Origin of the sequence: Novosphingobium sp. SL115 (assembly GCF_026672515.1) — a bacterium.
Lineage (GTDB): Bacteria > Pseudomonadota > Alphaproteobacteria > Sphingomonadales > Sphingomonadaceae > Novosphingobium.
The window spans coordinates 522,335-546,549 of sequence record NZ_JAPPRG010000003.1; the positions used below are offsets into that span (position 1 = coordinate 522,335).

The window sequence follows — 24,215 nt, forward strand, 5'->3', positions numbered from 1 at the left end:
CCCGATCAGTTGCCGATTTCGACGCGCAGGCGCACGCCCCATGTGCGCGGTGCACCATAGATGATGCCGCCGTCCGCGCTGGAGCTGTTCTGGATCTGCGTGGCGATATAGGTCTTGTTCGTCAGGTTGTTGACGAAGGCTTCCAGCTTGTAGGCCTTGCCCAGATCAAACGTCATGCGCGCATCGAACAGGTTGCGGCCCGGAACCAGCGTGTTCACGCTGGGGAACGGGGTGGCGTATTGTTCGGCAAGGTAGGACCACTGAACGCGCGGGGTCACGTCCACACTGCCAAGGCTGAGGGTATATTGCACCCCTGCGTTCACGGTCCATTCGGGCGAGAATGGCAGGACTCGGCCCTTGGGCACCTGACGCAGGTTGGTTGGGCAGCCCACGTCGGTTCCGGCAGCGTTGGTATCGGAAATGCAGGCCGAATTGTTGAACTTGGCATCAAGGTAGCCGACGCCGGCATTGGCGGCAAAGCCACCGAACTGTGCGGTCAGTTCCAGCTCGCCGCCATAAGAGCGCCCGGCCAGCGCGTTCTGCGTGACGGGCAAGCCGCCGACAAGGCTGGAAAGCTGGATGTCCTTGTAATCGGAATAGAACACGTCACCGTTGATGCGCAGGTGGCGGTCCAGAATTTCGGTCTTGAAGCCTGCTTCATAGACGAAGTTGCGTTCGGGCATGAAGTCGGGCGTGTTGGGCGTCAGGTTTACGCCGCCGGCCTTGTACCCCTTCGATGCGGTTACATAGAGCATGTTGTTTGTGCCGAAGTGGTAATTTACACCCAGCTTGCCGGTAAGCTGGCTGGTCGCCACCTGGCTGGTGAAGGGCAGGGTGAAGCCGGTGCCGGGAACGGCAAAGCGGGTATAGACCTGCTTGTCCCAGCTATACCGCGCGCCGGCCAGCACTTCGATGGACGGGGTGACGTAATAGTTGATCTGGCCGAACAGCGACTGCGATGTGTTCTTCGCTTCGGTGATGATCGAAGAGTTGGACTGCACCAGATCCGCCGTGTTGCGGTTGTCGCGCAGCAGGGTGACGGGCACCTTTTCATCCATCACAAATCCGCCGAACACCCACTGGAACGGGCCGGAACCGGTGGACAGCAGGTTGGCTTCGGCGATCAGCGTCTTGAAGCGCGTGTCGGCATTGCTGACACGGCCGGGATAGGTGCGCGTGTTGGCGCTGCTGGCGGCAAGGTTGGCGGGCACGGGCAGGGCGGTGGCGGTGCGATCGCCGTCGGTCTGGTCGTGCGTATAGCCCTCCTGCCACGATACCAGCGCGCGGGCCTGAACGGTGTCGGCCACGTCATAGCGGGCTTCGGCAGACACGCGGTAACCGGCCTGATTCTGGAACGAGCGGGCGTCTTCCTGAATTTCGAACGGATCGGTGCTGACGGTGTCGCCACGACGCTTCACCGCGTTGTTGTCCGACTTCACATCGAAGTATTCGCCACGCACGTTGACGGTCAACCGGCCATCCATGCCGCGCAGGCGCAAATTGGCGCGGATGGCGTCCATGTTGAGATCGCCCGGCTGGCTTTGCGCATTGGCGGCGATGTTGCGGGTGAAGCTGTCGCGCTCTTCATGCACACCTGCAATGCGCAGGGCCACGTCTTCGCCGCCGATGTTCAGCGCGGCCACCGCGCGGAAGCGGTCGTAATTGGCGACAGTCACGTCACCGATGGCATAGTTTGCGTCAAATTCGGGTTCGGGCGTGCGGACATAGATCGCGCCGCCGGTGGAGTTCTGCCCGGTCAGCGTGCCCTGCGGGCCGCGCAGCACTTCGATGGTGCCGATGTCGTAGAACGAATGGCCGATGAACTGTTCGTGCGGGATCAACTGCCCGTCGATGTAATAAGCAACGCCGGGGTTCGATGTGGGCGCGGACTGGGCAATGCCGACACCGCGAATGTTGATGAAGGTCGACCGGTTGAAGGTGTTGATCGCAACCGAGGGCGCAACCTGCTGAATGTCGTTGAGATTGCTGACGCCCTTGCGCTGCAATTCTTCGCCTGACAGCACGGTGGCCGAAATCGGAATGTCCTGCAGGCTTTGTTCACGGCGTTCAGCCGTGACGACGATGGCTTCCAGCCCGCCAGTGGAGCCGGTGTCTTCCGCAACCTGTGCGAAAGCGGGCGTGGCGGTGGTGCAAAGAAGAACGGCAAGCAGGGCTGGCCTGCGCGATGCGGCGACGATCATTATGTCCCCTCCTGAACGGGAATGGCTTGTTGTTGTGCCCGCCATACCTCCAGTGCAAGGGCTTGCATAGAGAGAAAATTGTAATCGGCTATAACTTTACGCGCCGCGCCAGCACTGCACATGAAAGGGCAGTGGCGGTCGAAAAACATAGCGCTACAGCCAGGCGCAGCGGATCGACCGGGGCGAACAGGCCCAGCAGCGTCATGGCCGCGCCACTGGCCAGCATCTGCATGGCGCCCGCCAGACTGGTGGCGGTGGCGGCAAGGCCGGGTTCGGCAAAGGCCACGGCATTGAACGCCACCGGCCCCGCCAATCCCGCGCCAAGGCCCAGCAGCAGGAACGGCGCGATGAAGGCCGCAAGGCTTTGTACGCCCGACAGTGCAAGGATCAGCGCGATGGCTGCACCCACTGCGGCGCTGATGGTGCCATAGACCAGCCCATCGCCATGCCGCTGCGCCACAACCACCAGTCGCGTGCCCAGAATACTGGTCGCGGCGACGGTCAGCAAGGCAAGCCCCGCTTCACTGGCAGCAAGACCGAAGCGATGGGTCAGCAGGAACGGCGCCGCGCCCAGAAACATGTAAAGCCCGCTGCTGGCCGCGCCCAAAGCGCAGGTCGTCAAAGTGAAGCGGCGGTTGCGGACAAGGCGGAGATAGGACGCGGCAAGGCTGGCCGATGCAGCTCTGGCAGGAGCAGCCTTCCGCGTTTCCGGCAGGCGCTGCACGGCTGCTGCCATGCCGATCAGTCCCGCACAGGCAAGCAGGGCAAAGATCGCGCGCCATCCGGCAAGATCGGCCATAGTGCCGCCGATGACAGGGGCAAAAGCAGGCGATATCAGGACGATGGCCATGAGCGTGGCCTGCACGCCCGCAGCCTTGGCCGGGCCGAACAGATCGCCCACCATGACCCGTGCGGTGACCACACCACAGGCCCCGCCGCTGGCCTGAATCAACCGGGCCAGCAGCAATTGCGCCGGGTTGGGGGCAAGCGCTGCCAGCACCGCGCCCGCGATATACAGGGCCAGCCCCGCCAGCATCACCGGGCGGCGGCCCAGCCGGTCGATCAGTGGTCCGGCAACAAGCTGGCCGCCCGCCAGCCCTGCCAGATAAAAGCTGACCACCTGCTGCGCCCGGGCTTCGCCAATGGCAAGTTCGGCGGCGATGCGGGGCAGGGCAGGGACCAGCATGTGAATGGCCATCGATCCCATCGCCGCGATCAGGGCCAGTGCGGGCACCGTGCCGCGCCGTGGCGTATCCGCAGCGGTCATGCCGGGCTGGATGCCGCGAGACGGCGGGCAAGAAGGGTAAGCGCGGCGCACAACACGGCAATGCCGAACAGCAATAGCGTGGGCGGCAGGAACGATCCGCTGGCCTCCTTCAACAGGCCCATCAGCGGCGGCACCGTGGCCCCGGCAAGGCTGCCGGTCATGTTGATGGCGACGATGCCCATGGCCAGACTGCCCGGTGAAAGCAGGCGCGTGGGGATGGCCCAGAATGCCGCCACGGTGCATCCGGTGCAGGCCCCACCAATGACCAGCGCGATCAACCCGGGCAACCCTGCGCCAAACAGATTGGCCAGCAGCAAGCCGATCCCGCCGAGCAGTGCGGGAATGGCAACGTGGAGATAGCGCTCCCCCGTGCGGTCCGAATGGCGCGCGTTGAGGATAAGGCCAATGCCGCTGGCCGCCCATGGTAGCGCCACGATCAGCCCGGTGGCGGTGCTGCTAAGTCCTGAAAGCGATTTCACCACCTGCGGCAGCCAGAACATGATGCCGTAGTTCGAAGCAAGGATGCAGAACCAGATGGCGGCGCACATCCAGCCGATGGGGCTGCGCAGCACGGCCCAGCGTTCGCCGGGGTCGTCGGTGGCTGCAGGCTTGGCCGCGCCTTTGACATTGGCCGCAATCCACGCGCGTTCATCTGCTGTCAGCCAGCGGGCATCGGCAGGGCGATCAGGGAAATAGGCCCACGCAAACGCCGCCAACGCCAGCGCGGGCAGGGCTTCGATCAGGAACATGAAGCGCCAGCTTTCCATGCCCAGTGGCTGATCCAGATCCAGCAACACGCCCGAAATCGGCGCGCCGATGACCTGCGCGACCGATATCGAGGTGATCGGAATTGCCAGGATCGACGCGCGGAACCGTTCGGGCGCCCACAGGCTGAGGTAGAGCATCAGGCCCGATGACAGCCCGCCTTCGGAAAAGCCGATCAGCACACGCAGGCCATAAAGCTGCCATTCGTTGCTGATGAAAGCCATCATGCATGAACACAGCCCCCACGCGGCGGTGATGGCGGCCAGCCAGCGGCGCAGGCCAACCGCTTCATACAAAAGCACGCTGGGATATTTGGCGATCATGTATCCGACGAACAGAACGCCCGCGCCAAAGCCATATTGCGTGCCCGAAAGCCCCAGCGCGCGGTTCATTTCCAGCGCCGCAAAGCCGACATTGGTGCGGTCAATCGCGCCGATCAGGATATAGAGCGCGGCCGGGATCACCAGCCTGCGGATGACTTTGGCCCCCACGCTGGTCTCCAGCATTCGGTCCGCAGCGCTTTGCGTGGCATTTGCCGTCACGCGGCAATCTCCCTTTGGTTCACATCGTAATGATAGCGCTTGCATGGCGCAGCGCTCGCACTTATGCAACCGGGCATGACAGACCGCGCACAGGATTTCGACCCGGAAGTTCCAGAGGACTTCGACAGCCCCCATATCGAATATGCGCGCCTGCGCCGGGAATGCCCGGTGGCGCATACCAGCGGGCTGGGCGGGTTCTGGGCACTGACGCGCTATGAAGATGTGAAGCGGGCGGCTTCGGATTCGTCCACCTTCATCACGTCGGTCCAGAACGTGATTCCCAAAGTGGCGTTTACTGGCAGGCGGCCTCCGCTGCATCTCGATCCGCCAGAGCACACGCCCTATCGCAAGGCGCTGAACCCGCTGCTGTCGCTCGAAAGGTCGGAACAGTTTGCCGACAAGGCGCGCGAACTGACGCAGGCCTTGCTGCAGCCCATGGTGGCGCGCGGCGGTGGGGACATCTGCGTCGAACTGTCCAGCTATCTGCCGGTGCATGTGTTTGGCGAATGGATGCGGATGCCTGCCGAATGGCTGGAAACGCTGCACGACGCGGGCCGCGCGTTCATTCTGGCGGTGCATTCCAACACGCCCGAACGCATGAAGGAAACGTCCCTGCGCCTGTATGACATGGCGCGAGGACTGATCGCCATTCGCCGTGAACATCCGCAAGACCCTGATCTTGACCCCACCAGCGCGCTGCTGGCCGCGCGACATGAAGGGCAGCCGCTGCCCGACGAATTGCTGGTGGGCACGGTGCGGCAGGTGCTGGTGGTGGGCATGGTCGCGCCGATGGTGATGATCGGCAATATCTGCGTCCACCTGTCGCGCGACAAGGAACTGCAGCAGCAACTGCGCGCTGACCTGTCGCTGGTGCCCGCCGCGCTGGAGGAATTCCTGCGGCTTTACACCCCCTATCGCGGCTTTGCGCGGACGGCGGTGTGTCCGGTGGACATGGGCGGCCGAACGATCCCCGAAGGCGAGGCGATTGCCCTGCTCTATGCCTCGGCCAACCGCGATGAAGACGTGTTCCCCGATGGCGACAAGTTCATCCTGAACCGCCCCAACATTGCGCAGCACCTCGCCTTTGGCCGTGGCCCGCACAATTGCCCCGGCGTGCATCTGGGTCGGATGCAATTGCGTGTGGCGCTGGAGGAAATCCTGAAAGCGACGCGCGAATTTGACCTTGCCGGCCCGATCAGCGTCAGCCGCTGGCCGGAAGTGGGCGCATTGTCGGTCCCGCTGAAGTTTACGGCTTAGAACAAACCTGTCCCTCGTCATTCCCGCCTGCGCGGGAATGACAATAGGGTGGAGCGGTAGTGTGTGATTTGCCGCCGTCTTCCTTGCCAGCGCAGGCACCCGCGCGCTAGGCATGGTCACCATGGAACCTGCTGACAAGACACCGACGCTTGACGATGTGGCAACCCGCGCGGGCGTTTCCACCGCCACGGTCAGCCGGTTCATCAACAACCCCGCCGTGGTTGCCAAAGCCACCGCCGAGCGCATCCGCGCCGCCATTGCGGAAACGGGCTATATTCCCAATCTGCTGGCGGGCGGGCTGGCGTCCAGCAAGTCGAAGATGGTGGCGGTGCTGATCCCCTATCTTACGGATTCGATCTTCAACGATACGATCCAGTCGATGGTGGAAGAACTGTCTGCCGCCGGGACCACGGTGATGCTGGGGCTGACCGGCGTGTCAGAGGCTCGCACCGAAGACCTGATCCGCGCGGCATTGAGCCGGCGGGTGGACGCGATCATTTTTACCGGGCCGATGACGCCGACGGTGGAACAAATGGTGCGCCGCTCGCCCGCATTGTTCATTCAGGTATGGGACTTGCCCGAAGACCCCATCGGCATCGCGGTGGGCTTTTCCCACGCAGCAGCGGGGCGCGATATTGCGCGCTTTCTGGCATCGCGCGGCTATCGGCGGCCGCATGTCGTCACCGCCAGCGGCACCCGCGCGCGGATGCGGCGTGATGGCTTTGTGGGCGAATGGGAAGCGAGCGGCGGCGGCGTGGTTAGCGAATCAGCGGTGGAAGTGCCGTCCAGCTTTGGCCACGCGCGGCGCATCTTTGCCGAAATCCGCCGCCTGCCCGAAATGCCCGATGTGGTGGTCTGCGGATCGGACTATCTGGCGCAGGGCATCATCGTCGAAGCGCTGACCGCAGGCATGCGCATCCCGGATGACATTGCCGTGGTGGGCTTTGGCAACAGTTCCATCGCGGGCGAAATGCGGCCCACGATCACCTCTGTCGAAGTGGATGGCGCGCGTATCGCGCGTGAGGCGATTGCCGCGATCCGCCGCCATGGTGGCGGGGTAAAGCTGGAGGAACGGTGGATCGACGTGGGGTTCAGGCTGGTCGCGCGTGAAAGCGCCTGATGTCGGGTTTTGATGAACCGACGATCAACGATGTGGCGGCCATGGCGGGGGTATCGATCCGCACCGTATCGCGAGTGCTCAACCGCTCGACCAAGGTAAACGCGGCCACCCGCGAAAAAATCGAGGCGGCGATTGCCGCGCTCGATTTCCGCCCCAGTTCGCGGGCGCGGGCGCTGGCCATGGGGCGGTCGCTGCTGATCGGGCTGGTGCATAACGATCGCAACGCGCTGGTGCTGGACAGCTTGCAGCGCGGCATCGCGGCAGAGGCATCCGCGCAGGGCTATGAACTGATTGTCCATTCGGTGCCGGGCGAACAAGTGGTGGGCGATGTGCTGGCCTTTGCCCGCCGGTCGCGCGTGGACGGATTGGTGATCGTGCAACCGGTGGCGGGGGCGGCGGGGCTGGCCGATGCGCTGGTGGCGGAAGGCGTGCCTGCGGTATGCCTGTCATCGGTGCCGGTGGAGGGCTATGCTGGCGTGATCCTGTCGGGCGAACGCGCGGCATCGGCGGAGGTGGCGCGGTTTCTGGTGGGGCTGGGGCACCGGCGCATCGCCATGATCGCCGGGCCTGCCGATGTGGCTTCGGCGCAGGAACGCAAGGCGGGTTTCATGGCTGGCCTTGCCGAACACGGGCTGGAACTGGTGGCGCTGGCTGAGGGTGATTACGGCTTTGCATCCGGCCTCGCTGCGGCAGAAGCGTTGCTGGATGGCGCGACGCGGCCCAGCGCGATCTTCGCCTGTAACGACATGATGGCCGCGGCTGTGCTGAAAGCGGCGGCGGCGCGCGGGCTTGCCGTGCCGCGCGATCTTTCCGTGGTCGGTTTCGATGGCAGCATGCTGGCGCAGATCGTCACCCCGGCGCTCACCACGGTCCACCGCCCGTTCGGTGAAATGGCGCAGGCTGCGACGCGCGCCTTGCTGGATACACTGGCGGGGGTGGAGGTTGTGCCGGTTGAACCGCTGCCGCTGCGTCTGATCGTCGCGGAATCGACAGCGGTTAAAGCGTAACCCCGCGCTTCCAGATGCCGATGGCGCGTTCGTCATTGCGTTCGTTGCAGGTGGGCGCGCCGCTGGCAATTTCCACGATACGGTCCAGCAGGGCGTCGGCGGTTTCATCCATGCCCGCTGAGAGCGCGGCGCCTGCGTCAAAATCGATCCAGCCCGGTTTGCGCGTGGCGAGGGCGGAGTTTGAGGCGATTTTCATCGTCGGCACCGGGCTGCCCAGCGGTGTGCCGCGCCCGGTGGAAAACAGCGTTATCGTGGCCCCCGCAGCCGCCAGCGCGGTGGTCGATACCGCGTCGTTGCCCGGCGCTTCCAGCACCGTCAGACCGGCCTCGCTGATGCGCTGGCCATAACTGATCACATCGGCCACCGGCGCCAGCCCGCCCTTCTGCACCGCGCCCAGCGACTTTTCCTCCAGCGTGGTAATGCCGCCCGCAATGTTGCCGGGGCTGGGGTTTTCCGAAACCGGCTCTCCATGGTCCAGGAAGTAGCGTTTGAAGCTGTTGACCAGCGCGGTCAGCTTGTCGAACACGTCCTTGCTGGTGGCGCGCTGCATAAGCAGCGTTTCGGCACCGAAAATTTCCGGAATCTCGGTCAGGATCGCCGCCCCGCCCGCACCGGTCACGGCATCGGCCATGCGCCCGATCAGCGGGTTTGCGGTCAACCCGCTCAACGCATCAGACCCGCCGCATTTCACGCCAAGGCGCAGCGCGGAAAGCGGCACGTCCGTTCGCTGGTCCTGCGTCATGTCGGCCAGCAATTGCGCCATCAGCGCTTCGCCGGCCGCAAATTCATCGCTTTCCGATTGCGCCCGCAACACCTGCAACCGGGCACGATGGGATTCAGGAATGCGCGTCAGCAGCGCGTCCAACTGGTTGGATTCACACCCCAATCCCAGCAACAGCACACCACCTGCATTGGGGTTGAGCGCCAGCGATGCGATGACCGCGGCGGTGCCATCCAGATCCGCGCCCAGTTGCGAACAGCCGAATGGGTGGTTGAAGGCGTGGACGCCATCTATGCGGCCCTGTGCCTGCGGCATGGCGGCGATCATCGCATTACCGCGCTGCGCCAGCCTTTCGCCCAATCGGCCAACGCAGCCGACCGTGGGCAGAATCCACAATTCGTTGCGCGTGCCCACGCTGCCGTCAGGGCGCACAAAACCCCGGAATGTGCGCGCTGAAACCTGCACGGGTGCAGCCGCAGCAGCAGCGGTGAAGCTGTAATCCGCTTCCCCGGCCAGCGCCGTGGCCAGATTGTGGCTGTGGACGTGTTCGCCGGTGGCAATGGCCCGCGTGGCAAGGCCGATGCGCGCACGATAGCGCAGCACCGGCGCGCCTTGCGTCAGATCGCGCAGCGCAAACTTGTGTCCGGCCGGCACATCATCGCGCAAGATCACGCTCGCGCCGTCGACATGCACCTGTTCACCGGCGGTCAAAGGCTCAAGCGCGACGGCCACATCGTCTTGCGCGGCAATGCGGAAAATGCGCGGAGTCGTGGCGTGCAGCACGGTGGGATGGGCGATGGACATGCCCTTTCCCTACCTTATTGCCAGCGCTGGCACAAGATTTGCCAAACGCACTTCCATGCGCGCCGTACCCGGCCGGGATCACCCCATGCCGTACAGCTCTTTCAGCCCGCCCTGCCGTTGCAGGTTCAGCGCCATGATCGCAATGTCGTGGAATTCTCCCGCCGCATCGCACACATGGTCGCGCAGCAGGGCTTCGGGCAGAAAGCCAAGGTCTTCAAACACTTTCAGCGCTGCGCCCTGATCGGGCGTCAGCCGCACGGTCAGCTTGGTCACGCCATCGGCCATGGCCAGCGCAAGGCATTCCTGCGCCAGAATGCGGCCAAACCCGGTGCCGCGCATGTCGGGCGAAATCAGCATGCGAATGTCGCCCACATGCGGCGACCAGCTCAACTTGTCGCGCGCCAGCGCGGTGCAACCCACAATCCGCCCCGCTTCCAGCGCCACGATGGACCGGATCTGGCCCCGCTCCACCTGTTCGATCCATGCGGCCACAACCTTGGGGTTGCGAATATCGCGCAGCAGGAACAGCAGGTCATGCGCGGGCAGGGCGCGGGCAAATTCGACCAGCGCATCCGCATCCGCGCTTTGCAGCAGGCGCAGCGTGATCGTCCGATCCTTGGCCGTCACATCACGCGGGAAATCGGGGGCGGAAAATTCAACAGTATCAGCCATCACACAGACCTCTTGCCAAGCCAGCCATCGATCAGCGGCCACAGTCGTTTCAGCGCAGACGGCCCCGCCACCAGGCTCACATGCCCGCCCTTGGATACGATCTCCTCGTAATCCGGGCACGATGTCAGCTCTTTCAATGGCTGGGTCGCCTCGTGGCTCACGATATGGTCGTGCTTGGCCACGATATTCAGAATGGGTACGGCAATGTCGCCCAGCAGCGCCTTGCGCCCTGCAATTTCAAGCCCACCACCGGCCAGTGCATTGTCCCACATCAGATATTTTATCTGTTCGCGGAAATATTGCCCCGGCACCGGCAGCGTTTCGGCGGCCCACCGGTCAAACATGCGATATGACCGCACGAATTCGTCGTTCCACATATTGGTCCAAAGCTGCATCCGCCCCGCCGCGCGGTTGGCGGGCCGGGCCAGATCGAACGCGCCCAGCATGATTTCGGGCGGAATCACGCCCAGCTTGTCGACCACTTCGTCCACGTCGAAATGGCGCTTGTCCGACCATTTCTGGAACAGGTGCATGTGGCTGAAATCCACCGGCGTTGCAAACAGCAGCAGGTTGCGCACCCCGTTGCCCACGCGGTTGCCGTTGGGTGCATGCAGAGCCGCATGGATCGTGGCAAGCGTCCCGCCCATGCAATATCCCGCCAGCGTCGCTTCATTTTCGCCGGTAATCTCGGCAATCTTCGCCAGACTGTCGGGAATGAACCGGTCGACATAATCGGCAAGGCCAAGGTGCGCCTCATCCTGTCGCGGCGGTGCCCAGTCCAGGTTGAACACATCGTATCCCCGGTGCAGCAGGTATTCCACCATGCTCTGACCCGGCGCCAGATCAAAGATATAGCCCTTGTTGCTGGGCGGCGACACGATCAGCAGCGGCAGGCGGTAAATCTCGTCCACCACCGGGCGATAACGGTAAAGCATGGCCGTGCCCTCACGGTGGACCAGCTCCTTTTCCATCGCGCCCACGTCCTGCCGTCCGGCGGCAAGGAACTCCAACCCTTTGATATTGCGCTTTATCGCGCGGTCCACTTCGCGGCGGACCCTTTCGGCAATGTCTTCAGGAGATAGCTGCTCGGCTTCGCTCATGCCTTTGCCGATCCACCCTTATCCTGCGGCGGCTTTTTGGTCCGGCGCGGTTCGGGCGGCGCGGGCACGGCGGCGGTCTTTCCGGCCAGCGCTTCAATCGCCAGTCGCACCCGGTCGATTGAATCTTCCAGACCGTCGAGCCGCTCGGTCAGCGCCTCGACCTGCGCCTTGCTGGGCAGGTTCAGGTTGCCCAACAGCGTTTCCATCTGTTCGGCAAAGGCGCGCTGGGCCACAAGCTGCACTTTGCTGGCCTGCCCCACCATGGCGCTGAATTGTTCGCTTTCGGTAAGTTTGCCTGACCAGCTATTGATCTCCTGCTCCCATTTTTGAAGCATCTGTTGCCATTGGGCGACGGGATCAAAAGGCGCTTGGGTCATGGCTTCTCCCGGTTGGTTTTTGGGGGCTGGAGGGGCAGAAATCAGGTGGCGAGCGAAATGTAACCAAGCTGCGCCGCCTTGAACACGGTCTGGCTGCGGTTCACCGCGTTCAGCTTCATCGATGCATTGTGGATGTGGAATCGCACCGTGGCGCGGCTGCGGCTCATAATCATGCTGATTTCAAGGTCGGTCTTGCCGATGGCCGCCCAGCGCAGGCATTCCACTTCACGCTTGGACAGGCGCGATCCCGATGGCAGCGCCTGCGCCGATCCCATGGCATGAACATAGCTGGCAATGAATGTGCGCGAATAGACGCCGAACGCATCGCCATTTTCCAGAAAGATGTCGTCCAGCTCGGTCAGTTCCGGGTCGATGGGGTTAAAGCTGACCGCGCCGATCTGCCCGAACGGCAGATGCACCGGGACCACAATGGCCGCGCGCGTCATGGCACGGGTTTCAAAGTTGGTCAGGTCAATCGCGGTCAGATAATGGTTGGGCTGGCGGGTGTGGAACCCGCTGGCATTCACCCAGAACGGTTCGCTTTCAAACCGGCAGGCCGACGTTAGCGGGGAATCCAGCGCGATGCGTGAATTGCGCCACCACACCTTTTCATCGTTCCAACCGAACACGTCGCGCGCCAGAATGTTGCCATCGGCATCCACCGGGGTCCGCTTGTCGGCAATATCGTGTGCCGGCGCAGCGCGCATGCCGGCCGCCGATGCGATCTGGTGAAACGCTTCTGCGGCCCGGCGCACATCGCGCGGCCCACTGATTCTCACCGAGTCGATGGATTCGACCGAAACCTGCACGCTGAACTCTCCCGTACTTATGGGCATGTCATACGCACCCCCTGTCTGGCGCACAACGGCGCACTTGTTCGAAACGCCTAGTCTTTTGCCCAGCGTGGCTGCACGAAAGAGGGTGATAGAGGTTCAGTCCAAGGAGAGGGACGTGAATTTCGACCTGAACGAAGACGAAGAAATGCTGAAAGCTCTGGCAGAGCGCTTCGTCGACGACCATTATGATCTGGACCGCCGCCGCGCCTATCTGGCCGGGGCTTTCGGTTATTCGACCGAAATGTGGGCGCTGCTTGCTGAACTCGGCCTCGTCGCCGCGCCGCTGGCCGTGGAAAGCGGCGGCATGTCGCTTGATGCCACCGCCATCGCCACGATTTTCGAAGCGCTGGGGCGCGGCCTTGTGGTCGAACCGTTGATCGAAAACATCATGGTCGCCGCCCGCCTGATGGAACGTGTCGCCCCGGCAGACCTTGCCGACGAATGGATGGAACCGATCTCCATGGGCCGCCGCCGTCTGGCGCTGGCCCATGCCGAACACGCCGCGCGCGGCAACCTCGCCTATGTGCAAACCGCCGTTGCCGCTGACGGCACGCTGTCAGGCACAAAATCCTGTGTGCCTGCGGGCGCCGGAGTGGATGGCTACATCGTCACCGCGCGTAAATCTGGCAGAGTGGCAGATGCCGCCGGGGTTGCGCTGTTCCTCGTCGCCGCGGATGCGCCGGGCCTCACCATAACCCCATGGCGCATGGCCGATGGTACGCTTGCCGTCTCGCTCGACCTGGCCAATGTCCCGGCCACGCCGCTCGGCGGCGGGCTGGACGATCTTGCTGCGGTTGATCTGCTAGCCTCACTCGCCCGCTCGGCGGAAGCGTTGGGCATCATGCAGCGCCTGTTTGACGCCACGCTGGATTACTTGCGCACCCGCAACCAGTTCGGCGTGCCGCTCGGCAGCTTTCAGGCGATTCAGCACCGCATGGCCGCGCAATATGCCGCCATCGAACAGGCCCGCGCGCTGCTCAATCTTGCGATCGTGTCACAGAACACGGATCGCTTCGCCAGCGCCGTCAATGGCCTGCGCGCCTTCATCGCCCCGGCATCGGTGGAACTGGGGCACGAAATGATCCAGTTCCACGGCGGCATGGGCGTAACGGACGAACTGTTCATCGGCCACGGTCACAAGCGCCTGTTGGTCCTGTCGCGCTGGCCGGACGATCCGCAAGCCGCACTGGACCGCTTCGCCGGGGCGGCCTGAAAAACTCATTCGCCCTCTCCGTTCGCTCGACACGAACGGAGGGGTAAAGCGCCGCCACTATGGCGTATTTCCGCCTCCAAAATCCCGCCTCGCCTTCACGCATATCCCAGGCACACAAAAAGGGCCGCCAGATTGCTCCAGCGGCGCTTCATGTCGGTTTAGGTGGCGTTCAGAACACCGTTCAACGCACCAGAAGAACGCTTCGTCGTCAGATCACGCTTTGGGCGCGCGTTCCTTCAGCCAGCCGATGCCTCGCCGCAGCAGGTCATAGAACACCGGCAGATCCCACGCACAGCGGTCTACCGTTGGCCACCAGTCCAGCATCGGTTGCAGGTCATAATGCCCGCGACAATGGCCCAGCGTGTTATACAGCACTGCGCCTTTTCCGTGGTCTTTCAAATACATGACCGGGTGCGTGCCCAGCGCATTCTTGGCCTCGACAAACCCGGTGCCTTCGTCCGCACATTCGGTTTCCAGCAGGACGTGCAAGTGCCCGTGGCATTCCATGTGGTAAAGTTCATCCGTAGTTTCAAAGGCTTCGATGCCTTTGACCAGCGGATGGCCGGGGTCCGCCACGGTCACCGTATAAGGCGCGATGGGCGGATGGCTGATGAACTGGCTGCCCAAAAGGTCCATCATCAGCGGTGCCCAGCGCGGCGCGTCCCACAGTCCCGCATCAGGGCCTTCGGACAGTAACCGCAGCACGGAATTGGTGCCATGCAAAGCATACCACCGGCCACCGGCAAGCAACCAGTCGCGCAACGCTTCTTGTGCGGCAAGTGAAGGTGTGACATCGCAAGTATAGGTTATGATAATATCGGCATCAAGAATGGCATCGATATTCTCATAATTCTCGAACACGCGGGTCCGCACGGCAGGATCTTCGGCCAGAAGCTTGAGAAGTTCCAGCCGGGCAAAGTCCATGTCATGCCACACCCCGCCGCAGATTAACACGCAGTTGATCCGGGGTGGGTGGTTTTCTGCTGCCGTTTCCGTCACTTGGCAACCTCGGCGTTCAGATACTTGTCCAGCGTCTGGTGGAACTGGCGAATGCGGATTTCCTGATAATCGCCCAGATTCACCTCACCCGTCTTCGAGGCGTGAAGGCCCTCCTGCACATAGGGCAGGTTGTCCATATCCTGTTCGAAAACATGGCCCAAAACGCCCAGTTCCGGGGCATCCGTCCACTTCTGGTCATTGGACAGAAGCTTCATCGGCACGCCATGCGGCATGGGATCGCCCTGCTTCACACGCGCCAGAATGCGCACTTCCATCAGGCAGGTGTCGGGCGTTTTTCCGGGGCGCCAGCGATAGACGATGTTGGGCATGAACCCGCCCCACGGCGCGAAGTTGGGGAACACGTTGTAAACAAGGCCATCCAGCAGTTCAGCATCGGTGGCATGGTCGTGGTCATAGCCGGTTTGCGCAGTGTACCCGGCCCGCATCGCCGCACCCAGCGCGGCGCGCGCGGTCATGCCTTCGGGTACGTTCACGGCAAAGGGATCGCCCGCCGCATCGTAATTGTCGGCACTGCGGCCATTGTATTTGCAGAATTCGTCAACGATCCACTGCTGCGTCTTGCCGTTGGGGTCGACGTGCGGGGACATGATGCCGAACGGAACGTGGTTGACGTTCACATTGTCGCCATAGATCCAATAGGCGCTGTTGGCATCGCCGGTGAAAGGCAGCAATTGCGGGTGGGTAACAACAGTGTGCCACGCTTCCATGAACGCTTCGGCGGTCACCTTCCAGTTGGCGGGAACTTCCTTGGCCACCCAGATGACCGTGGTGCATTCCTCATGCCGCCAGCGTTTGAAGAACTCTGGCAGCGGTGCGAGATATTCCTCAAGGGTGGGACCGCCCTTTTCCTCGCGCAGGAAGATATAGCCGCCCCAACGGCCCACTTCAGCTTCGGGCAGGGCCATCTTTTCGGCCTGCAAGTGTTTGAAATCCCAAGAACATGGCATGCCGTCAAAGCTGCCGTCCTTGTTCCAGGCAAAGCCGTGGAACGGGCAGGTGAACTTGTCCGCCGTGCCGTCTTCGGTGCGCAGCTTGCGTCCGCGATGCAGACAGACGTTGTGCATGGCCTTGACGCTGCCGTCTTCCTGACGGGAAATCAGCCATGACCGGCCCGCGATTTCGAACACGGTGTAATCGCCCGGTTCGGGAATATCTTCTTCACGCGCCGCGAACTGCCAGACGTGGGGCCACATCTTTTCGCGTTCCAGACGGGCGAAATCCTCGCTGGTATAGCGCTCCGCCGCCAGCGGCTGCGACCCGCGATATTCATAGCTTTCTTCCGTCAGGATCGCGGGCGCGGGACGCGAATCCTGCGCCATCAGCTCTTGCCAGCTAATCGCCTCGCAGCGGGCCCGGCCTCCATCGAGCGTTGCGCCGCCCATATTCGGATCACTCTCAGCCATTATCGATTCCTCGCCCCACGATTCATGCAAAGCTGCCATTTTCGGCATTGCTGCCGGTTTTGACCCTCACACGCGGGCGAGTCACCTTGCTGAAAGCATAGGTTGCCACGTTCGCGCGGGAGCGTAACCACTGACAGCATAATTTCATGCGGATTCTCGCGGGAGAGAACATTGTCCAAAAGGCTTGAAGGCAAGGTGGCGCTGGTCACCGGCGGCACCACCGGGATCGGCGCAGCAACCGTCGCACGGTTGAGCGCGGAAGGCGCGAAAGTGTGGTTTACCGGATCGAAGCAAGAAGCCGCCGCGGCGCTGGTGGCCGAAACCGGGGCGGTGTTCCGCAAGCATCGCGTGCAGGATGCCGCCGCATGGGCACCGCTGATTGACGAGATCATCGCCAGCGAAGGCCGCCTTGACATTGCCTTTGCCAATGCCGGTACGGAAAGCGGCGATGGCAGCATTGAAGACGTGGGCATCGAAGGCTGGGACAACGTGGTTGCCGTGAACCAGACCGGCGTGATGCTGACCGTTCAGCACGCGATCCTTGGCATGAAGCGCAATCCGGGCGGAGCCGCCGGGTCGATCATCGTCAATTCATCGATGAACGCCACGCGCCCGCTGGGCAACTATGTGACCTATTCGGTGACCAAGGCCGCGGTCTGCGCGCTGGCCAAATCCGCCGCGGTGCATTGCGGGCAAAAGGGTTACAAGATTCGCGTCAACGCCATTCTGCCGGGCGTGGTGGAAACGCCGCTGATCCAGCAGATCATGAACGCACAGCCCGACCCCGTCGCCGCGCGCGCGATGTATGAAGGCATGGCCCCGCTGGGCCGCATGGCCCAGCTTAACGAAGTGGCCGGGCTGGTGGCCTACCTTGCCAGTGACGAGGCCGGTTTCATTTCAGGCGCGGAATACGCGATCGACGGCGCAACGACCGCCGGCATGATGGGAGTTTGAAGGCAATGGAACTGGGTTCGCAGCGGCTGAAGGGCCGCGTTGCATTCGTGTCGGGCGGCCTTCGCGGCATTGGCCTTGCTTGCGTGGAACGGTTTCTGGCCGAAGGTGCCGAAGTTGTCCTGTCAGACCTTGATGCCGCAGACAGCGATGCCGCGCGCGATGTGATGGCAAAGCTGGGGCAGGCGGCCAGCTATGTTTCGGCCAACGTGGCCAAGGAAGAAGACTGGGAACGCGCGGTCGCCACGGTGAAGGAACGCCATGGCAAGTGCCATATCCTTGTGAACAACGCCGGGATCGACCTGACCGGGCCGGTGGAAGAGCTTTCGATGGAAGGCTGGCGCCGGATCATGTCGGTCAATGTTGACGGGGTGTTTCTTGGCACCAAGCATTTCGTGCCGCTGATGGCGGCAAGCGGGGCCGATGTGGCAGGCGGATCGTCGATTATCAACGTCAGCTCGATCATGGGCCTTGTGGGGATGAACGAGGTTTCGGCCTATAACGCCAGCAAGGGCGCGGTGCGGCTGTTCACCAAGGGTATCGCCATTGAATTTGCGCAGAAAAAGATGCCGATCCGCGCCAATTCGCTACACCCCGGTTTTGTCGAAACCCCGCTGTTGAAAGCGGGCTTCCAGCGCTGGGTGGATCAGGGTTTTGCCGAAAAGCCCGACGATCTGGTGGCAGGCGTGGTGGGCATGACCCCCATCGGGCGGCTTGCCCAGCCAAGCGAACTGGCCAGCGCGGCGTTCTTCCTCGCCAGCGCCGATTCCAGCTACATGACCGGCGGCGAACTGGTGATCGACGGGGGATATACTGCACAATGACAATCGCTCTTGATAACGTGGTGGCCGTGGTCACCGGGGCAGCAGGCGGCATTGGCCGTGCATTGGTAAAGGCGATGAAGGCGGCAAATGCCGTGGTCATCGCCACCGATCTTGCACCCGATGCGCAGATCGAAGGCGCGGACCATTACCTGAAGCATGACGTGACCAGCGAGGCCGACTGGAAAGCGGTGGCCGCACTGGTGCAGGAAAAGTATGGTCGGCTAGACGCGCTGGTGAACAACGCGGGCTATTCCATCGTCACGAAGTTTGATGAAACGCCACTGGCCGATTTCCACCGGGTCAATGCCATCAATGTCGATTCCATCATCATCGGCACGCAGGTTATGCTGCCCCTGCTGCGCGAAGGCGGCAAGGTGCGCAAGGGCGGGGCTTCGGTGGTCAACTTCTCCAGCGTGGGGGGCCTTCGCGGCGCGGCCTTCAACGCGGCCTATTGCACCAGCAAGGCGGCGGTGAAGATGCTGTCGAAATGCCTTGGCGCGGAATTTGCGGCGCTGGGATACAACGTGCGCGTCAATTCGGTGCATCCCGGCGGCATCGACACCCCGATGCTGGGTTCGATCATGGACAAATACGTCGAACTGGGCGCAGTGCCATCGCGCGAAGTGGCGCAGGCTGGGATGGAAGCGCGCCATCCGATTGGCCGCATGGGACGGCCCGAAGAAATGGGCGGCGGCGTGGTCTATCTGTGTTCGGAGGCAGCCAGTTTTGTCACCTGCACCGAATTCGTGATGGACGGCGGGTTCAGCCAAGTCTGATTTTTGCGGGATGGGTTTAGGGCAAAGGCCGTGGGCGCAGGGGCGCTCGCGGCCTTTTGCTGTTGGGGTGCGCCCTAATCATCGTCATTCCGGCGCAGGTGGGAAGGACGAATGGAGGATTGTATCGTGGAGCGCTGAAGCTGAGGTTCAGCTTTTCAGGGAGAAGTTGCAGGGGCCGAAGTTGGATGGGAAGCTGTTATAAGCTTTTTAGCGCAGACCAACCAAAATCAATGTCACCCTCCATGGTGTAGGCGATGCACCAAGCAAAATCTTCCGCGATGAAATAGTGGTGCGCAGGGATCGAAATGATCTCGCTCAAGTGGCGTTGGAATGCGAAGAGCGTTGCGCTTAGCGCAAAAGCCACGGGACCATCGTTCAGGTAGATCGCCGTTCGACTGGTGCCAAGTTCACGGCAACGCTCACCGAAAAATTCGGGAAATAAGAGTACGTGACGTTCTCCTTCGGTCATCGAGATGTGACCGTTTACCAAGTCCCATCTGATCTTCGATCCTTCGAAGCGGAATGCTCTTTCCAAGCCGCTCACGAAGCTGCTGCTTGAATGTAACACATTGATGATGCCTGCTGCTATCGGCGAGGACAGTGCATCCAGTAGTTCAACTTGATGGAATGGCATCTCTGTATGTTCGTTCATAAGAGGGCATGCCGCAATGGCGCTGTGTCCGGAGCAGCAGCTTTGGAGCGAGTTACCTCGCCCAAGCGTGTTCGCCCCGCTACCTCTCCTCCACATCCCTGCGCTAACCACGACCGTCAGGCGATAATCACCTGCACGCCTGCTTTTTCGAACACCTTGCGCAAGTCGGCGGGGATGGCGTCGGTGATGATGGTGTCGATTTCGTCGAGATCGCAGACGATGGTGCCCGATTGGGTAGCGAATTTGCTGCTGTCGACCAGCAGGATCACTTCTTCCGCGCGGTCGATCAACCGGCGTTCGGCGGCCACCAGCACGACGTCGGCCTGCATCGCGCCCTGTGGACCGACCGCCGCTGCGCCCATGAACAGGCGGGGGGCGTGGAAGCGGGGCATGGATTCTTCGCCCGCCGGGGCAAGGATGATGTTCTGTTCGCGGAACACCGCGCCCGATGGCACAAGGATGCGCGTGGTGGCCTGCGGCAGCAGCGCGTTGACGATGTGCAGCGAATTGGTCAGCACCTGAAGGCCAAGGCCATCAAGATGCGGGCACATTTGCAGCGTGGTGGTGCCGCCGTCGATCATCACCCCTTCGCCGGGCGTACACAGCGCGGCAGCGGCGCGGCCGATGGCGTGCTTTGCGGCGAGGTTCTGGGTGATGGACTGGTCGAACGGCGTGCCCATCAGCCGGGGGGCGCTGCTGTCTTCGCTTTCCGGCAGTTTGGCCCCGCCGTGGACGCGCGTAATCTGGCCGCCATCTTCCAGCCGTGTCAGATCGCGGCGGATGGTGGCGGGCGATGCCACAAGCATCGCTTCCAGATCACGGTAGCTGACAAAGCCGGTGGGCCGCAGCGCTTCCAGTATCAATCGTTCCCGTTCTTCCGCGTGCATATGCGCCAAAATCCCCTTCAGTGGCGCTTATGCACGGGTGGATGATCGAAATCGATCATTTCTTTTTGGGCAAAGTACAGGGGCCTGTCAGCCAGCGGCGTTGAGCATGTTGCCCGCGCCGATCACCACGGTTGCGCCCACCAGCATGCCGATGCCGGTCCACACCAGCCTGCGGGTGCGGGCAGATGCGCCCTTCCATTCCTTCAGCGCAAAGCCCCAGAGGGTGGAAAACAGGATGATCGAGGCCATGTGCAGCGTCCACGACGAAAAGCCGTATTCGCCCATCTGGCTTTCGCCCATGGTGTAGAAGAAGAACTGGCCATACCACAGCGTTCCGCCCAGCGCGGCCAGCAGCCAGTTGGCCACAAGGTTGGGCTTTTCGCCCGGCTGCGCATCGGCAGGGGCCGCGCCGAAGAACTGGCCGAAGCTCTTGTTCCTGACGATGAGCCAGGCGCACCACAGCGCATTGGTGGTAAGCCCGCCTGCCAGCACCACGCACAGCACCGGCAGGCCTTGCGACAGTGGATCGGTTCCGGCGGCCACCGTCAGGTCGCGGATGGGCTGTCCGGCGGCAAGGCCCCATGCAAAGCAACCCGACATCACGCCCGAAAAGGTGGCGATCAACAGGCCTTTGCGCAGGTTGAATTCCGCCACGCCATCGGACGCGCCGCCGCCAAGGTCAGCTTCCTTGGCACTGCCCGCACGGGCGACGACGACGATGCCCGCCAGCGTTATCACGATGCCCAGCAGGGTCAGTTGCCCGCTGGTGGTGGCGGCGATTGCGCCAAGGGTGCCATCGAAAATGGGTGGCCCCATCGTGCCGATCACCGTGGTCAGCCCCAGTGCCACGGCCATGCCCAGCGACAGGCCCAGATAGCGCATGGTCAGACCAAAGGTCAGCCCGCCAAAGCCCCACATCGCGCCCCAGAACCAGCACCACAGCAGCGTGTCAGACGGCGTGGCCGACAGCACGCCCAACAGGTCGTTGGTTTGCAGCGAGGCGAACAGCCACGGCGCGATGGCCCATGAAAACAGCCCGCCTGCCAGCCAGAAAACTTCCCACGACCACAGCTTGATACGTTTGTAGGGAACATAGAAGCTGGCCGACGAAAAGCCGCCGATCCAGTGAAATAATACGCCCAATGCGGGGTTCGCGCCCATAGGTTCCTGTCCCTTTTGGTTATGGTTTTACGAGAATCGAGCGGTCGATCTCGCTGATTTTCTTCACGCCAGTCAGCGTCATGGCGACGCGCATTTCCGCTTCGATCAGGCGCAGCATGTGTTCGACGCCCGCCTGTCCCTGCGCGGCAAGGGCGAAGACCCACGCCCGGCCCAGCAGCACGCCCTTTGCGCCCAGCGCCAGCAGCCGCACCACATCAAGGCCGGACCGCACACCGCCATCGGCCAGCACGGTCATGCGGTCACCCACCGCATCGGCAATGGCGGGCAGGGCGCGCGCGGTGGAAGGCACGCCATCCAACTGACGCCCGCCATGGTTGGACACGACAATGCCGTCCGCGCCAAGATTGGCCGCTTCCACCGCGTCTTCGGCATCGAGCAGGCCCTTGATGACCAGCGGGCCTTTCCATTCGGAGCGGATGAAATCGAGATCGCGCCACGAAATCGAGCTGTCGAAGTTGTTTCGCATCCACGCAAAGAAGTCTTCGATGCCGGTCTTGCCTTCCAGCTTGCGCGCGACGTTGCCCAGCGCGTGGGGGCGGCCCATCAGCCCCACGTCCCATGCCCACGCGGGCTTCATCGCGCCCTGCATGGCGCGGCGGATGGCGCCCTTCATGCCCGCCGCACCGGCAAGGCCGGAATGGTAATCGCGATACCGGCTGCCGGGCACCGGCATGTCGACGGTGAAGACCAGGGTGGAGCAGTTCAGTTCCACGGCTTCTTGCAACAGTTCGCGCATGAAGCCCCGGTCGCGGGTCATGTAAAGCTGGAACCAGAAGGGTTTGCTGGCCGCCTTTGCCACTTCGCCCAGCGAACAGGCCGATACGGTGGAAAGCGTGAACGGCACGCCCGCCGCTTCTGCTGCGCGCACCGCCTGACATTCGCCGCGCCGCGCGTTCATGCCCGCAAGGCCGATGGGGGCGAGGGCAACGGGGAGGCTGTATGTCTGGCCGAACAGGTCGGTCGACAGGTCCAGCCCCGAAACATCGCGCAGCACCCGCTGGCGCAGGGCGATGTCGCGCAGGTCATCGACATTCCGCCGCAGCGTGGTTTCGGCATAGGAGCCGCCGTCGATATATTCGAACAGGAAGTGCGGCAGGCGGCGGCGGGCCAGTTCGCGGAAATCGGGGATCGAGGCGGCGATCATGCAGCGGTTCCTAAGGCAGCGGCGTCCACTTCCGCCTTCCAGCGGTTGCGATAGGTATCAAGGTCCGCGTCCAGCGGTTCCACCCGCACCAGTTCCCCCTGTGGGCGCAAGGTGGGATCGATCAGTCGCAGCGCGCCGAACGACACGTCGTTGTGGGCATTGGCGGTGTAAACGGCGGTATCGGGGCGCAGCGACGCCAGCGCGCGGACGAACACTTCGGCTTCGGCAAAGCGGCCTTCCACCAGCAGGCGACCTGACGATCCGATCAGGTCGAGCGCAGTATCGGCCACCAGCGCGGCATAGAGGCAGGCCGCGGCGCGGCGTTCGAACCAGTCGTCCGGGCGGTTGACCCAGTCAAACCGGCCCTGCGCAAACGGTCCGAAGCCCCGCATCAGCGTGGGCAGGATCAGGCGGTTATTGGCCAGCACTTCTGGCACGGCGGCCAGCAGCGCGGGCTGATCGGGCTTGATGTCCACGCGGCGGGTGTCAATTTCGATCAGCGTTTCAATCTCGCGCCCGCCCATGAAGCGGGCCGATGGCACCGGGCGGCCATGCACGTCGACATTGACCAGACAGTCGCGTGCTTCTGGCAGGTCCGTGGTGTCGACGGGCGTTGCGGGCAGGCGCATGGCGATGAACCATGTGCCAGTGGACAGCACCGTGGCTTCGTTGTCGGCAATTTCGGCAAAGCCGCGCGCGGCCAGCAGGGCGGCGTTCGAATCATGCAGGCCTGCCAGAACCTGCACATCGGGCGACAGCCCGGTCTGCGCGGCGATTTCAGGGCGCAGCGTGCCCACCACATCGCCCGCCCGCACCATTGGGGCGAACTGTTCTGCCCAGCCAAGCCGATGCGCCATGGGCGAAAAGTCGGCGGTTTGGGGGCACCACAGGTCGGAATGGCAGCCAAGGCTGGTCACTTCGCTTACCGCGTTGCCGGTCAGCAGCCATGCCCAGTATTGCGCCCATGGCAGCAGCGTGGCGCGCTTCATGGCATCGGCGTGAAGCTGCTGCATCCACCAGATCTGACTGCCGAAGTTCAGCCCGTCGGGCAGGGCGGGCGATCCGGTAAGGGCAAAGGCATCACGCTGCGCGCGATATTGCGCCATGACCGCATCGGGAATGGCCTGTTCGTAATCCAGCGGCGGAAAGGCCAGCTTGCCATCCACCAGTGCCACCACGCCCGCGCCGTGGCCAACCGGAACGATCGTACGGACAGGATGGCTGGCATAGCTGGCAATGGTTTCCAGCAACCATTTGCCCACGTCCTGCGCATCCAGCCTGCGCGCGCCTGCGACTTCGACCGGCACGTTGGGGCGGACCTGCCGGTCAACCATGCGGCCATCCAGATTCCACAGGCTGACCTTGCTGAGAGTCTTGCCCAGATCGATGACAATTGTGCTGCCTACTGGATCGGTGCCTTTGGGCACGCCACTCTCCCGTTCCTCAATTTTGTGAAATGCTCAATAACAATCATTATTGATCGTTTCCAGTAAA

Annotated in this window: 22 protein-coding genes; 7 read left to right on the forward strand and 15 right to left on the reverse strand. The window is 62.9% G+C overall.

Going from position 1 to position 24,215, the window contains the following annotated elements; genetic code table 11:
- Positions 1–5 precede the first annotated feature (5 nt).
- The 3 genes from OVA07_RS18580 to OVA07_RS18590 form a co-directional block, all read right to left on the reverse strand.
- Positions 6–2,201, reverse strand: a complete 2,196-nt coding sequence (locus OVA07_RS18580) for a TonB-dependent receptor (protein WP_268173178.1) — start codon at positions 2,199–2,201, stop codon at positions 6–8.
- Positions 2,202–2,289: 88 nt separating this feature from the next.
- Positions 2,290–3,468 carry a Bcr/CflA family efflux MFS transporter gene (locus OVA07_RS18585; RefSeq protein WP_268173179.1) on the reverse strand — a complete coding sequence of 393 codons (1,179 nt, stop codon included), beginning with the start codon at positions 3,466–3,468 and terminating at the stop codon, positions 2,290–2,292.
- Positions 3,465–4,775: an MFS transporter gene (locus tag OVA07_RS18590; protein WP_268173180.1), complete on the reverse strand. Its 1,311-nt coding sequence runs from the start codon at positions 4,773–4,775 to the stop codon at positions 3,465–3,467. Before OVA07_RS18590 ends, OVA07_RS18585 begins: the two co-directional genes overlap by 4 nt.
- Before the next feature lie 75 nt (positions 4,776–4,850).
- Here OVA07_RS18590 and OVA07_RS18595 point away from each other — a divergent pair, with 75 nt between their 5' ends.
- From OVA07_RS18595 to OVA07_RS18605, 3 genes are all read left to right on the forward strand, one after another.
- On the forward strand, positions 4,851–6,032 hold the full coding sequence (locus OVA07_RS18595) for a cytochrome P450 (protein WP_268173181.1): 1,182 nt from the start codon (positions 4,851–4,853) through the stop codon (positions 6,030–6,032).
- A 121-nt stretch (positions 6,033–6,153) separates the two neighbouring features.
- On the forward strand, positions 6,154–7,152 hold the full coding sequence (locus tag OVA07_RS18600) for a LacI family DNA-binding transcriptional regulator (RefSeq protein WP_268173183.1): 999 nt from the start codon (positions 6,154–6,156) through the stop codon (positions 7,150–7,152).
- Positions 7,152–8,159: a LacI family DNA-binding transcriptional regulator gene (locus tag OVA07_RS18605; protein ID WP_268173184.1), complete on the forward strand. Its 1,008-nt coding sequence runs from the start codon at positions 7,152–7,154 to the stop codon at positions 8,157–8,159. The genes OVA07_RS18600 and OVA07_RS18605 overlap by 1 nt, the downstream gene beginning before the upstream one ends.
- Here the strand turns inward: OVA07_RS18605 and OVA07_RS18610 are convergent.
- From OVA07_RS18610 to OVA07_RS18630, 5 genes are all read right to left on the reverse strand, one after another.
- Positions 8,149–9,684 (reverse strand): UxaA family hydrolase, encoded by a 1,536-nt coding sequence (locus tag OVA07_RS18610; protein WP_268173185.1) that lies wholly within the window; start codon positions 9,682–9,684, stop codon positions 8,149–8,151. The genes OVA07_RS18605 and OVA07_RS18610 overlap by 11 nt on opposite strands.
- Before the next feature lie 78 nt (positions 9,685–9,762).
- The gene (locus OVA07_RS18615; protein ID WP_268173186.1) at positions 9,763–10,356 is read right to left on the reverse strand and encodes a GNAT family N-acetyltransferase; all 594 of its coding nucleotides are present in this window, start codon (positions 10,354–10,356) and stop codon (positions 9,763–9,765) included.
- Positions 10,356–11,456, reverse strand: coding sequence for an alpha/beta fold hydrolase (locus OVA07_RS18620; protein WP_268173187.1), 1,101 nt, complete (start codon positions 11,454–11,456; stop codon positions 10,356–10,358). Before OVA07_RS18620 ends, OVA07_RS18615 begins: the two co-directional genes overlap by 1 nt.
- Positions 11,453–11,833 (reverse strand): hypothetical protein, encoded by a 381-nt coding sequence (locus tag OVA07_RS18625; protein ID WP_268173188.1) that lies wholly within the window; start codon positions 11,831–11,833, stop codon positions 11,453–11,455. The genes OVA07_RS18620 and OVA07_RS18625 overlap by 4 nt, the downstream gene beginning before the upstream one ends.
- A gap of 41 nt (positions 11,834–11,874) precedes the next feature.
- A complete protein-coding gene (locus tag OVA07_RS18630; RefSeq protein WP_268173189.1) occupies positions 11,875–12,669 on the reverse strand; it encodes a helix-turn-helix transcriptional regulator in 795 nt (264 codons plus the stop codon).
- Between the two features lie 115 nt (positions 12,670–12,784).
- Here OVA07_RS18630 and OVA07_RS18635 point away from each other — a divergent pair, with 115 nt between their 5' ends.
- Positions 12,785–13,882, forward strand: coding sequence for an acyl-CoA dehydrogenase family protein (locus tag OVA07_RS18635; protein ID WP_268173191.1), 1,098 nt, complete (start codon positions 12,785–12,787; stop codon positions 13,880–13,882).
- Between the two features lie 213 nt (positions 13,883–14,095).
- Here the strand turns inward: OVA07_RS18635 and OVA07_RS18640 are convergent, their stop codons facing one another.
- Both OVA07_RS18640 and OVA07_RS18645 read right to left on the reverse strand, forming a co-directional pair.
- A complete protein-coding gene (locus OVA07_RS18640) occupies positions 14,096–14,806 on the reverse strand; it encodes a ThuA domain-containing protein (RefSeq protein WP_442789682.1) in 711 nt (236 codons plus the stop codon).
- Between the two features lie 71 nt (positions 14,807–14,877).
- Positions 14,878–16,305, reverse strand: coding sequence for an aromatic ring-hydroxylating oxygenase subunit alpha (locus tag OVA07_RS18645; protein ID WP_268173193.1), 1,428 nt, complete (start codon positions 16,303–16,305; stop codon positions 14,878–14,880).
- 171 nt (positions 16,306–16,476) lie between these two features.
- Here OVA07_RS18645 and OVA07_RS18650 point away from each other — a divergent pair, with 171 nt between their 5' ends.
- Genes OVA07_RS18650 through OVA07_RS18660 form a run of 3 tightly spaced genes read left to right on the forward strand, consistent with a single transcriptional unit; the run spans position 16,477 to position 18,856 of the window.
- Positions 16,477–17,259, forward strand: coding sequence for an SDR family NAD(P)-dependent oxidoreductase (locus OVA07_RS18650; RefSeq protein WP_268173194.1), 783 nt, complete (start codon positions 16,477–16,479; stop codon positions 17,257–17,259).
- Positions 17,260–17,264: 5 nt separating this feature from the next.
- Positions 17,265–18,080: an SDR family oxidoreductase gene (locus OVA07_RS18655; RefSeq protein ID WP_268173195.1), complete on the forward strand. Its 816-nt coding sequence runs from the start codon at positions 17,265–17,267 to the stop codon at positions 18,078–18,080.
- Positions 18,077–18,856 (forward strand): SDR family NAD(P)-dependent oxidoreductase, encoded by a 780-nt coding sequence (locus OVA07_RS18660; protein ID WP_268173196.1) that lies wholly within the window; start codon positions 18,077–18,079, stop codon positions 18,854–18,856. The genes OVA07_RS18655 and OVA07_RS18660 overlap by 4 nt, the downstream gene beginning before the upstream one ends.
- A 196-nt stretch (positions 18,857–19,052) precedes the next feature.
- Here OVA07_RS18660 and OVA07_RS18665 read toward each other — a convergent pair whose 3' ends face one another.
- From OVA07_RS18665 to OVA07_RS18685, 5 genes are all read right to left on the reverse strand, one after another.
- Positions 19,053–19,508, reverse strand: coding sequence for a hypothetical protein (locus OVA07_RS18665; protein WP_268173197.1), 456 nt, complete (start codon positions 19,506–19,508; stop codon positions 19,053–19,055).
- 116 nt (positions 19,509–19,624) lie between these two features.
- Positions 19,625–20,395 (reverse strand): DeoR/GlpR family DNA-binding transcription regulator, encoded by a 771-nt coding sequence (locus OVA07_RS18670; RefSeq protein ID WP_268173198.1) that lies wholly within the window; start codon positions 20,393–20,395, stop codon positions 19,625–19,627.
- 87 nt (positions 20,396–20,482) lie between these two features.
- Entirely contained in the window at positions 20,483–21,556 is a 1,074-nt protein-coding gene (gene rhaT / locus OVA07_RS18675) for an L-rhamnose/proton symporter RhaT (RefSeq protein ID WP_268173199.1), read from the reverse strand.
- Positions 21,557–21,575: 19 nt separating this feature from the next.
- Positions 21,576–22,721 (reverse strand): FMN-dependent L-lactate dehydrogenase LldD, encoded by a 1,146-nt coding sequence (gene lldD, locus OVA07_RS18680; RefSeq protein WP_268173200.1) that lies wholly within the window; start codon positions 22,719–22,721, stop codon positions 21,576–21,578.
- Complete coding sequence (locus OVA07_RS18685; protein WP_268173201.1) at positions 22,718–24,148, reverse strand: FGGY-family carbohydrate kinase; 1,431 nt, start codon at positions 24,146–24,148, stop codon at positions 22,718–22,720. The genes lldD and OVA07_RS18685 overlap by 4 nt, the downstream gene beginning before the upstream one ends.
- Positions 24,149–24,215 lie beyond the last annotated feature (67 nt).